The sequence below is a fragment of the Tychonema sp. LEGE 06208 genome, from assembly GCF_015207505.1.
Taxonomy (GTDB): domain Bacteria; phylum Cyanobacteriota; class Cyanobacteriia; order Cyanobacteriales; family Microcoleaceae; genus Microcoleus.
Window position 1 is genome coordinate 1 of sequence record NZ_JADEWT010000035.1, and the last position, 11,794, is coordinate 11,794.

Consider the following 11,794-nt stretch of genomic DNA (forward strand, 5'->3'; position numbering starts at 1 on the left):
TGGGAGGAAATGACCCCGACGGGTCGATCGCCTCCTACACCATCAACACCCTGCCGCCAGCGGCCCAAGGAATCCTGTTTTTAGGAGATCCAGCCAACGGCGGAGTCGCCGTGACACCGGGTCAAGTTTTGACACCGGCACAAATAGGACAACTATTTTTCCAATCCACCGGCGACTTTACCGGTGCCAATTTTACCTACAGCGCCACAGATAACAACGGCGCAGTTAGCTCCCCAGCTAACGCTAGTCTCGGTTTAACAGGAACGACACCCAACCAAGCACCATTCGCGACACCTACTAACCTCACGGTAGGGCCAAACAGCAGCACGCCGGTGGCTGGATTGGGAGGAAATGACCCCGACGGGTCGATCGCCTCCTACACCATCAACACCCTGCCGCCAGCGGCCCAAGGAATCCTGTTTTTAGGAGATCCAGCCAACGGCGGAGTCGCCGTGACACCGGGTCAAGTATTGACACCGGCACAAATAGGACAACTATTTTTCCAATCCACCGGCGACTTTACCGGTGCCAATTTTACCTACAGCGCCACAGATAACAACGGCGCAGTTAGCCCCCCAGCTAACGCGAATCTCGGTTTAACAGGAACGACACCCCCACCGACTCCAGCACCAGTACCAACACCCACTCCCACACCAGCACCAGTACCGATTCCAGCACCAACACCAACTCCCACACCAACTCCCACACCAACTCCCAACGAACCGCCAGTAGCCAACAATACTAACCTCACCCTAGGGCCCAACAGCACCGCGAAAATTCCGGGATTGGGAAAAAGTGACCCCGACGGCTCGATCGCCTCTTACACCATCAACACCCTGCCACCAGCGGCCCAAGGAATCCTGTTTTTAGGAGATCCAGCCAACGGCGGAGTCGCCGTGACACCGGGTCAAGTATTGACACCGGAACAAATAGGACAACTATTTTTCCAATCCACAGGCAACTTTACCGGTGCCAATTTTACCTACAGCGCCACAGACAACAACGGCGCAGTTAGTCCCCTGGCTACCGCTACTCTCGGTTCCACAGGAGCAACTCCCACACCAAATCCCCTAAACTTACCGCCAGTAACCAACAATGCTAATTTCACGGTAGAGCCCAACAGCAGCGCGCGGGTGCCGGGATTGGGAGGAAGTGACCCCGATGGGTCGATCGCCTCTTACACCATCAACACCCTGCCGCCAGCGGCCCAAGGAATCCTGTTTTTAGGAGATCCAGCCAACGGCGGAGTAGCCGTGACACCGGGTCAAGTTTTGACACCGGAACAAATAGGACAACTATTTTTCCAATCCACCGGCGACTTTACCGGTGCCAATTTCAGCTACAGCGCCACAGATAACAGTGGCGCTACCAGCCCCGCCACTGCTACAGTTGCCGCTCTCTCCCCGACTTCCAACCAACCGCCATCGATTAACAATGTTAACTTCACGGTTCCGACTAACGGCATCGTGCAGGTGTTGGGATTGGGAGGAAGTGACCCCGATGGGTCGATCGTCTCTTATACCATTACCAGCGTCCCCCCAGCCAGCCAAGGAGTCCTGTTCTTATCAGATTCAGTCAACGGCGACGTACCCGTGAGAGCAGGTCAAGTTTTGACACCGGAACAAATAGGACAACTATTTTTCGTAGCCACAGTTGACTTCAACGGAGCAACTTTCAGCTACACCGCCACCGACAACCTCGGCAAAGTCAGCCCCGCTAGCGCTAATGTTGCTGCTATCTTGAGGCCAGTTGGAACTGTTCCCCCACTCACACCTACACCCACACCAACACCCGCGCCCGGTATCTCAAATCCGATCGCCGAACCAGATACCGACTGTCTGTGTCAGCCCATTTCTGAAAAACCGGGCATTAACTTTGTACCGCCACAGCAACCGCCCGCAGTTGGATTTGTCCGGCCGATTTCGCAACTTGGAGAGGGACAAACCACCACAGGCACCGACGGCGATGACTTCATCGCAGACACCAAAGGCAACCAAAAAATCCTTGGTTTGAAAGGCAACGACCTGCTTTTAGGCAAAAATGGCGCTGATGAAATTCACGGCGACGAAGGCAATGACACGATTTTTGCGGATACTGACACCGATATTGCCTATGGCGGCGATGGCAACGATGTCATATTCGCAGGCAAACAAAATGACTGGATTGCCGGCGACATCGGCTCTGATAGCTTGTTTGGAGATCAAGGTGCCGATACGATTTTGGGAGATAACGGCAACGATAACGACCGCAGCGCTGCTGAGAATGGCGATTTGATCTTCGGAGGTAACGGCGCAGACATCATTAACGGTAACGAGGGCGACGATACCATCCATGCAGGCAAAGATAACGATATTGCCCTAGGAGGTAAACAAAATGACCTGATCTGGGGCGAACTCGGCTCCGATACCTTGATTGGTGACAGCGGCGATGACACCTTATTTGGCGGTTTAAGCAACAAAAGGGTTAACGACTCCGAGGGACGCGACTTGCTTGACGCAGGCTCCGGTAACGATTTCCTCAACGGCCAAGAAGGGGATGATACGCTGCTTGCCGGCGAAAATAACGATCGCGCTTACGGAGGTAAAGGCAACGACCTGATCTACGGTCAATTAGGCTCTGATACCCTCTACGGCGGTGAAGGAGCCGATACTCTGCTTGGCGACAGCGGTGGTTCCAACTCAATGAATAGTGCTGGCGAAGAAGACTTGCTCTTTGGCGGCACCGGCAACGACATCATCAGCGGCGGCAACGGTAATGATACCGTCCAAGCAGGTAAAGGCAATGATTGTGTTTGGGGTGGCAAAGATAATGACTTGATTTGGGGCGAACTCGGCTCTGATACCCTTGTCGGCGACAACGGCGACGACACTATGTACGGCGGTGCTCGAAGTCGAGCTAAAGATGTCAACGGCCAGGACTGGCTCTTTGGTGGTGATGGTGCTGATGCGCTGTTCGGCGATGAGGGTGACGATACCATCAGTGGCGGTGAAGGCAACGACTTGATTTACGGTGGCAAAAATAATGACCTCGTACACGGAGATGCCGGCAACGACTTGATTTACGGCGGTGACGGGGGCGATGAACTCTGCGGTGGCGAGGGCAACGATACCATCTATGGCGATGGTGCTGATAACCCAGGTGTCTCGGTGGGCACCAACGATCGGCAAGACTGTATCAACGGCGGTGACGGCGATGATTTGCTCTACGGCAACGAAGGGCAAGATACTATCAACGGAAATGCTGGTAACGATACTTTGTTTGGCGGTAAAGATAGCGATATTCTCAATGGAGGTGCGGGGGATGACTGGCTGTTTGGCGACGCGGGAGATGATACTTTGATTGGAGGTATTGGGAGCGATCGATTTGTTTTGAGTGCTGACGGCGGCACTGATACTGTGATTAACTTCGAGGTAGGTGTCGATAAGTTTGTTTTGACTGGCGGCGTGAGTTTCCAGCAGTTGCAATTTAGCGCCACTCCTAACGGTACTTTGCTGCGAATAGCAGGAACCGATCGGGTGTTAGGAAACTTTATCGGGGTTAACGGGGCGATCGGCTCTTCGGATTTCCTATCTAATCTCTTGTCTGAGGGCTAGAATTAGCGCCGAAATTTCCCTATTTTCATAACAAAACGCCACAGCAGCTCAAAACTTCTGTGGCGTTCTTTGTAGGGCTACTTTGTCCGACGGTTAGGAGGTTTTGATATCAAATCCCGTAGCATCGGAATGATTCATATCATTTCCGGTAACACCGGAATGATGTTGACTGTTGACTGTTGACTGTTGACTGTTGACTCGATTTTATTATTCCGATGCAACCGGGAATGATTCAGATATATATTCTCGGACTCTGTGTACTCTGTGTTCTAATAAGGTTAAAGCATTCCGATGCAAGCGGAAACGATATGATATAGCCTTTGTCAAAAAGGTGAGGTACAAGTTTAGATTTTAGATTTTAGATTTTAGATCAATTCCGGTTGTAACGTCAGGTGATTGTTGACTGTTGACTGTTGACTGTTGAGTGTTCCGATCGATTTACCGCAATCAGGAAAATTTAATAACTTAAGCCGTTGCTCGTTACTTTCGCTCTGCCTGGTAATGCAGGTGCGGAGGAAGAGCCTCCTTCTTTCTTGCAACTTACAGGAGATTTGTGTTATTAATCGACTGGACATGATATCAAGACTCGATCTTTACCTCTAACCGCTAGATCCTATCTTGCAAAACATCTGCGTTAATCTGCGCTAATCTGCATCAATTTGCGGTTTACCTATCAATCAAAAATATATGCAATAAGTCTACAAATCACGTTTTTTTCCACAATCAAATCCTACCTCCTATTGCAGGTCGAAGCTATGGAAACAATTTTATGAGAGTTGTGCGATCGCCTAAAATCAACAAATACAACCAATTACCAATTACCCACTATCGCTTCAAATAATTAGCTTGTGAAAGCGAAATCTGCTTGCGTAAAAACAGTCGGCGCGGTTGACCGAACAGCCAATGAGTCCAATGCCAATCGACTTGTTGCAAGCGATAGCCGGCTTGATAGTACAACTGTCTGGCTGCGTGATTATTTTCCAGAACGTGGAGGTAAATCTCCGAAAATCCCCATTCTCTTGCTGTATCCTCGCAGTTGCTGAGCAATTGTTGAGCAACTCCCTGCCGCCGATACTCTGGGTGAACGGCTAAATTTGACAAATAAGGATAGTCTGAACTTGGAATTTGCCAAGGGAAACGAGCGCGCAGGGCCATTTCTATTGTTCCTGCTACGGACCCAAGTCGGGGCGATCGATAATTCTGCATTCCTTCCTCGCGCGAGACTAGCTCAGCAACCAGACAAATGTAATGTTCTGCCTTAGAACGCAGTCGATTTTTTAAATCTTCGTAAATGCCCAAACGCAACACCGGATACACCCATTCTACCAATCCCTGGCGGGAGTGAAAGCTCACGGCTAAAACATCGGCTAGCTGTGTCAAGTCGTTCGACACAGCGACGCGGATCGAAAAGGCAGAAAGTCGGGGAGTTTGTTGTTCGTGAGACGGTGAGGAAAAAAAAGAAGGATTCACCATTTAAGGTCACTATATTATTTTTTTTACGCTATTTTCTCGGATTTTTACCTAAGAAACTTCTCTGATGTTATGATATTATGAGATAATTTATAGACATCGTTGATTAGTACCATTAAATCACATTATTTTATGCTTTAATTTAAGTAGTATTGGATGTTGTGTGCCAGTTTTTGGCATTTAAAAATCAATTTCCTATCAATCAAAACCAATCCCCTAATACTAAATTGGTGGGTAACTGCTAAGGTATTAAAAACAATCAAAAAGGTTTTAATGTCAGGTTCCCGGAACCCTGCGGATCTGTGTTGGTTCAAATATCCGATCGCATCGAATATAATTTTTCGCTCAGGAAATTGAAAAACTCAACGACTGACCGCACTAACATCGGGCCCGCTTGCACGTCGGATCTTCGCCACCGGCCCGGTGAACCGGACAACCCAGCTTTCAGCAGTTATGGGTCATCGGCAAGCCCGTCCCGTCACGAATTGGCTTTACCTGTGGCGCTAGGGATCGCTCTCCCCACCGTCCAATTTAAATTTGGATGGTCAGAAACATTCTGCGGGGGTTTTCCTTCACGGCTCGATCTTGTGCTGCAATGCTGTGCAAAGGGCGATCGAGACTGTCAAAATCTCGAAGAAAGCTAATTTGCCGGTTTCCACAGAGTACATCCCTAGCTAAGATTAACAGATGGACGCTCTGGCTTACAGTGTTTGGCCGCACTAATTGGCTTCTCGAAAATCTGCGATGGCACAAAAATGTCGCGATCGCGGAAAAAGTGCAAGTCTAACTCAAATGGTACAGCAATTGCGTCACCCGCACTCAAAGCCCGTTTGGTCTGTCAGCCACCCCCCGAATATCCGTCAGGGGAACCGGCGCAGGCTCGCCGACAGTATCGAGCTGCGGACTGTTAAAGTTGCTGTAACCTTGGCAGTCGAAAAAACAGAGGCGAAAATATTGGTGGTCTATTATATCGTACTGACAGCAGTTTTCACATACCAAATAAAATCGACCAAGGAGGGAGAATATGACATAAATTTGGCAAATTAACTTACAATCGCGAAGGTTATTCCTATGTATTATGAGATATCCAGACAGCTTTTAAAAGTGCCGGATTCGTGTTTCTGCTTCTGCATAGAGGTGAGGGGTAAGGGGACACTTACCGCAAGACGAGTTTATGTGAATATCATTAAATAATAAAATTAGGGTGTACGACAGACAATTGTGGCTCAGAATAATTCTGGATTTAAAACTAAATTCTCAAAAATCAAGCTGGATTGGGAGTATCTGGGTTTTGTAAAAAGCATTTTTTTAGAGTGCGTGTCCTCGGGAAGTCGCGTATTGTACAACTCGCGACTTCCCGAGGACACAATACAAGATGCAAAACACCAATGATCCCGGTTGACTCTTGCTTTGGCCAACTCACGACAACTTCAGATTCACGAACTATTGTGACTTCAACAATTGAAACCGGCGAATTCTTTTTTTCATCAGACTTATTAAATCGAACAGCCCCGGGGCACAGGAGAACGGTGCATGAATTCTCAATCAAATCCTAAGTTAAAAATTCTGATCGTCGATGACGAACCGGATAACCTCGACTTGCTTTACCGCACCTTCCATCGAGACTACAAAGTGTTCAGGGCCGAATCTGGCCCCGCCGCCCTGGAAATTTTGGCAAAAGAGGGAGAAGTTGCTGTGATTATCTCCGACCAGCGAATGCCAAAAATGAGCGGTACGGAGTTTCTCAGCCTGACGGCGGCTCAATACCCGGATGTCATCCGAATTATTTTAACTGGCTATACGGATATTGAAGATTTAGTTGAAGCGATTAATGCTGGCAAAGTATTCAAATACGTTACGAAGCCTTGGGATGCTGAAGAACTTAAAACTATTGTCACTCAAGCTGTTGAGACTCACAATATCCTGAAAGCGCGCACCAATGAACTGCGTAGGGCTCTCTCGCAAGAATCGCTGCTTTATGCCGTTACCAATACTATCCGATCCGCCCCCAATTACCAGCAAATGCTGCAAAGAATTGTGGAAACCGTCGGGCAGATGTTTGAGGTGAATTGTTGTCTGCTGCGACCTTTTCAAGACGGGCGGGCGGCTGACGAACAGTTCGTTTACCATGCGCCGGAAACCATACCTCTAGATGCTTCTGGACTTTCGGCGGATTTGCTGGCGGATTTGGTTTGGAAAACTCTGGATGTGCAGGTGATTCAAGATGCCGAAACTGATGAGAGAGTTTTAAATTGGGACAATCCCCAGCGACAGCAGGCTTATCAAGCTGCGAATATTCGATCGAGCTTAATCGTACCGCTGTTTTACAAAACGGAACTGATGGCTGTCTTAGCGCTGCACCAGTTCGATCGACCGCGCCAGTGGCAAGACCATGAGGTACAGTTGGTAATTACGGTGGCCGACCAAGCGGCTTTGGCGCTTTCTCAAGCCAGGGCTTACGAAAAGGTGCGGGCGCTGGCCAAGCGCGAGGCCTTAGTCAATACTATTACTACGGCAATTCGATCGAGCCTCGACCCCCAAAATATTTTTGCAGCCATTACTCAACAACTAGGCCAAGCTTTGCAAGTTGACGGCTGCGCCCTATCTTTGTGGACAGAAGATGATGAATACGTCCAGTGCGTGGGGCTCTACGACACAAATAGGAATACCGTGGCTGTAGAACAGGGTTTTAACAATCCAGAGGTAGTGGGGAACCAGGGAAACTCTGCTGCGCCAGGGACGGATTCTGCTAGTGGTGGTGTTAACTCTGGCACCTGGGTTTTTGCCCATCCTTCCTTGCCGCAATCTTTGGTGCCGATTCGGGGCAATCCGGTGTTGCTGCAGGTTATGGTATCAAAAGAGCCGGTGGCTATTGAAGACCTCTACGAACGCCCCGATTTAAATGTTACAGAACTGCAAGTTCGATCGCCAGCCCGCGCCCTGTTAGTCGTTCCCTTAATCTCCGAAGGCAAAATCATCGGCAGCATTTCCCTGCGCCAAAATCACACCATCCGCCGCTGGAAACTCTCAGATATTGACCTGGCTCAAATAGTGGCAACTCAAGCTGCTCTAGCCGTGCAGCAGTCGCGCCTCTACCAGACTACCAGACAGCAAGCAGAACGGCTCCTAGAAGCCGATCGGCTCAAAACCGAGTTTTTCCAAAATATCTCCCACGAATTCCGCACGCCTCTAACACTAACCATCGGCCCTTTGGAATCAGCTTGCGGCCGCCAAGAAGACTTACCCTACGAACAAGCGGTAATCGCTTTGCGTAATTCGCGCCGCCTCCTGCGCTTGGTAAATCAACTGCTGGACTTGCAGCGACTCGATGCCGGACGGATGCAGCCGAGTTTTCGCCCCTGCGATTTAGTCAGTTTCTGTTACTCTACCGCAGAGTCGTTCCGCGCCTACTGCGATAAAAAAGGACTGCAATTAATTACCCAACTGCAAGAATGTCCTTTACTTTATTTGGATATTGAAAGATTTGACAAAGTGATTTACAACTTGCTATCAAATGCTGTCAAATTCACCCCAGAAGGCGGAACAATCACCCTGACAGTTAAACAGGCAGGCGCTCACTGCTTGCTGCAAGTAAAAGACACCGGCATTGGCATTCGCACCGAACAAATTCCCTATTTGTTCGAGCGCTTTCGCCAAGCCGAAGGTTCTACCAACCGTTCCTACGAAGGCAGCGGCTTGGGTTTGGCGCTTGTCAAGGAATTAGTCGAACTCCACGGCGGTCAAATTTCCGTGGAGTCAGTTTACGGCGAAGGTACTACTTTTACCGTCTGGCTGCACTTCGGTTCTACTCACTTACCACCGGAACAGGTACTAGAAATACCTGCAGAGTTTCATTCATCCAAAGCAGCGGTGGAACTGGCAGATGTGGAAGGTGATTTGTCTGATGCTGAATTTGCCAATGAGAGTTTTGAGGCGATCCAACCGATCAATTCAGAAACAGCAGCCGGCACTGTTTTGGTTGTTGACGACAATCCAGATTTGCGCTTTTATGTGTCGGGAATTTTGCAAAATGCCGGCTTTGCAGTTTTGCTCGCTCGCAATGGCGAAGAAGGATTTGCAGCCGCCCAAAATCGTCGCCCGGATTTAATTGTCACGGATTTGATGATGCCTTTAATCTCGGGTTTAGATTTGATTCGGATGATTCGACAAGATGAGGAATTGAAGGGTACTCCGGTAATTTTGCTGACGGCGAAAGCTGACGAAGATACTCGGATTGAAGGAGTAGAACGGGGTGCTGATGCTTATTTGTCTAAGCCTTTTAACGATCGCGAATTGTTGGCCGAAGTGCGAAATTTGATCGCTCTCAAACAAAACGAGCGCCGAGTGCAGCAGTTGAACAGTTATTTAACTGAGTCGGTGCTGCGCCGCTTTTTGCCGCCCTCGATGGTGAAGGCGGCTGCGGCGGGAGATTTGGGGCTGGATTTGCGCCCGGAACCGCGTTTGATTACTATTTTGTTTAGCGATATTGTCGGTTTTACTGAGATGGCAAATACGCTGCGATCGCGCCGGGTGGCTGAGCTGTTGAATGAATATTTGGCGGCAATGACTAAGGCTATTTTTGACAGTGGAGGTACGGTGGATAAGTTTGTGGGAGATGCGGTAATGGCTCTGTTTGGCGCGCCGGAGGAACTAACGCCTAATGAGCAAGTACGCCGCGCGGTGGCTGCTGCAAGGGAAATGCTGCGAGCTCTTAAGGAGCTTAACGAGCGCTGGGTGGAGCAGGGAATTGTGGGGGAAAATGGGATGCCTCCGGTGCGGTTTCGCTGCGGAATTCACCAGGGTACTGCGGTGGTGGGAATGTTTGGTGGCCCGGATCGATCGGATTATACTGCGATCGGGCCGAGCGTGAATATTGCTGCACGCTTGCAAGAGGTGGCGGAAGCAAATTCTGTGCTGATTTCGGCGGCGGTTGCAGATTATGTTGAGGAAGATCGAATTGTTAAATATAAGTCGCTGACACTTAAGGGAATTGATGAAACTGTGTTGACTTTTTTACTTAATTGTGATTAGTTATTGGTTATTGGTTGTTTGTTATTGGTTTTTTGTTATTCGTTATTGGGTGTTTGTTATTAGTTATTAGTTGTTTGTTATTGGTTATTGGTTATTGGTTGTTTGCTGCCAATTTTAATGTCCAATGCTTTTCTGTTTTTAGATCCAATTCTCAATGCTTTTATACCCATTGACTAATGACCAATGACTAATGACTAATGACCAATGACTAATGACTAATGACCAATGACTAATGACTAATGACCAATGACTAATGACTAATGACTAATGACCAATGACTAATGACCAATGACTAATGACTAATGACCAATGACTAATGACTAATGACCAATGACTAATGACTAATGACCAATGACTAATGACTAATGACCAATGACTAATGACTAATGACCAATGACTACTGACTACTGACTAATGACCAATGACTAATGACTAATGACCAATGACTACTGACTACTGACTAATGACTAATGACTAATGACTACTGACTACTGACTAACTAAAATATTTTCAAAGTGACAAAAACTCCTAATACAAAATCCTCTAGCTATCCCTTTGACGGTTTATCTTTGGACGATCGCAATCCCGACTTCATTCAACTTTTGCTGCCAATCTGGGAATGGCTGTACCGCTACTATTTTCGCGTACAAAGCGACGGCTGGCACCACGTCCCCGCGAACGGAAAAATGCTCGTTGTCGGCTCCCACAACGGGGGAATCGCCGCTCCTGATATGTTTATGTTTCTATACGAATGGTTCCACAGGTACGGCACGGAACGCTTGGCCTACGGATTGATGCACCCGACGGTTTGGCAGGTTTCTCCTGATATTGCTAGCATGGCGGTGCAGTGCGGCGCGATCAAAGCACATCCGAAAATGGCGATCGCAGCTTTGCGAAAAAATGCCCCGGTTCTCGTCTATCCGGGCGGCGCAGAAGATACTTTTCGCCCCTATCACTTGCGGAACAAAATCTACTTTGCCGGACGTAAAGGATTTATTAAATTAGCATTGCGAGAAGAGGTACCAATTGTACCAATTATATCCCACGGTGCCCACGATACTTTAATAGTTTTGGCGGATTTGTACGAACAAGCAAAGCAATTGCATGAATTGGGGATGCCGTGGTTGTTTGGCATCGATCCGGTGGTGTTTCCGGTGTATTTAGGATTGCCTTGGGGACTGAGTATTGGGCCTTTGCCAAACTTGCCTTTTCCGGTGCAGATTCGGACTCGCGTGTGCGAACCGATTGTATTTGAGAGGTACGGTAAGGAGGCGGCGGGCGATCGCGATTATGTCGATGCTTGTTTCGATTTAGTTACAACTCAAATGCAGGCACAATTAGATTGTTTGGCTGGTAATTGAGAATTAGGTGAAAGTGATATTCGTTGATATATTGTGAAATAAAGGGTGGTTTCCATAAAGGTTTATAAATGTGGCGATCGCTCAATGTGGCTATACAATTGAGTAATGTGCTGATAAAAATTACTTGTCCGCTGCTATTTACAGCTACCCATCCCTGCATAAAGTCCTAATTCAAAACAAGTCTAGTTGACCAATAACACAAAATTGACATACCACAAATCTGCCTAAAGTGATAGTAGTCCGCAGACATATTTGTACACTTCCGACTGTAGGGGGATGCTTTAGCTCGTCAATAAGGCGATGCTTGCCATTGGGGGCACGAATCTAAAACTATATAAT

Annotated in this window: 7 protein-coding genes; 5 read left to right on the forward strand and 2 right to left on the reverse strand. The window is 48.2% G+C overall.

The features are described 5' to 3' along the window. Nucleotides 1–3,593 (forward strand): Ig-like domain-containing protein (locus tag IQ263_RS11775; protein WP_445286307.1); only part of this gene is annotated, 3,593 nt, incomplete at its 5' end. An 825-nt stretch (nt 3,594–4,418) separates the two neighbouring features. Here IQ263_RS11775 and IQ263_RS11780 read toward each other — a convergent pair. Continuing rightward, a complete protein-coding gene (locus IQ263_RS11780; protein ID WP_194067608.1) occupies nt 4,419–5,063 on the reverse strand; it encodes a GNAT family N-acetyltransferase in 645 nt (214 codons plus the stop codon). Between the two features lie 353 nt (nt 5,064–5,416). Here IQ263_RS11780 and IQ263_RS11785 point away from each other — a divergent pair, with 353 nt between their 5' ends. The 4 genes from IQ263_RS11785 (at nt 5,417) to IQ263_RS11800 (ending at nt 11,455) form a co-directional block, all read left to right on the forward strand. Next, the gene (locus IQ263_RS11785; protein ID WP_228049986.1) at nt 5,417–5,707 is read left to right on the forward strand and encodes a hypothetical protein; all 291 of its coding nucleotides are present in this window, start codon (nt 5,417–5,419) and stop codon (nt 5,705–5,707) included. A 100-nt stretch (nt 5,708–5,807) separates the two neighbouring features. Then, a complete protein-coding gene (locus tag IQ263_RS11790) occupies nt 5,808–6,110 on the forward strand; it encodes a hypothetical protein (protein WP_194067592.1) in 303 nt (100 codons plus the stop codon). Between the two features lie 486 nt (nt 6,111–6,596). Continuing rightward, the gene (locus IQ263_RS11795; protein ID WP_194067593.1) at nt 6,597–10,094 is read left to right on the forward strand and encodes a response regulator; all 3,498 of its coding nucleotides are present in this window, start codon (nt 6,597–6,599) and stop codon (nt 10,092–10,094) included. A gap of 515 nt (nt 10,095–10,609) precedes the next feature. Further along, a complete protein-coding gene (locus IQ263_RS11800) occupies nt 10,610–11,455 on the forward strand; it encodes a lysophospholipid acyltransferase family protein (protein ID WP_194067594.1) in 846 nt (281 codons plus the stop codon). Here the strand turns inward: IQ263_RS11800 and IQ263_RS28485 are convergent. Continuing rightward, a complete protein-coding gene (locus IQ263_RS28485; protein ID WP_228049987.1) occupies nt 11,409–11,615 on the reverse strand; it encodes a DUF4915 domain-containing protein in 207 nt (68 codons plus the stop codon). The two genes, IQ263_RS11800 and IQ263_RS28485, sit on opposite strands and share 47 nt — an antisense overlap. Nucleotides 11,616–11,794 lie beyond the last annotated feature (179 nt).

What these genes read in the sequence shown, in the direction of transcription:
- IQ263_RS11795 (WP_194067593.1), top strand. Translation starts at nt 6,597, where the DNA reads ATGAATTCTCAATCAAATCCTAAGTTAAAAATTCTGATCGTCGATGAC.
- IQ263_RS11790 (WP_194067592.1), top strand. Translation starts at nt 5,808, where the DNA reads ATGGCACAAAAATGTCGCGATCGCGGAAAAAGTGCAAGTCTAACTCAA.
- IQ263_RS28485 (WP_228049987.1), bottom strand. Translation starts at nt 11,615, where the DNA reads ATGCAGGGATGGGTAGCTGTAAATAGCAGCGGACAAGTAATTTTTATC.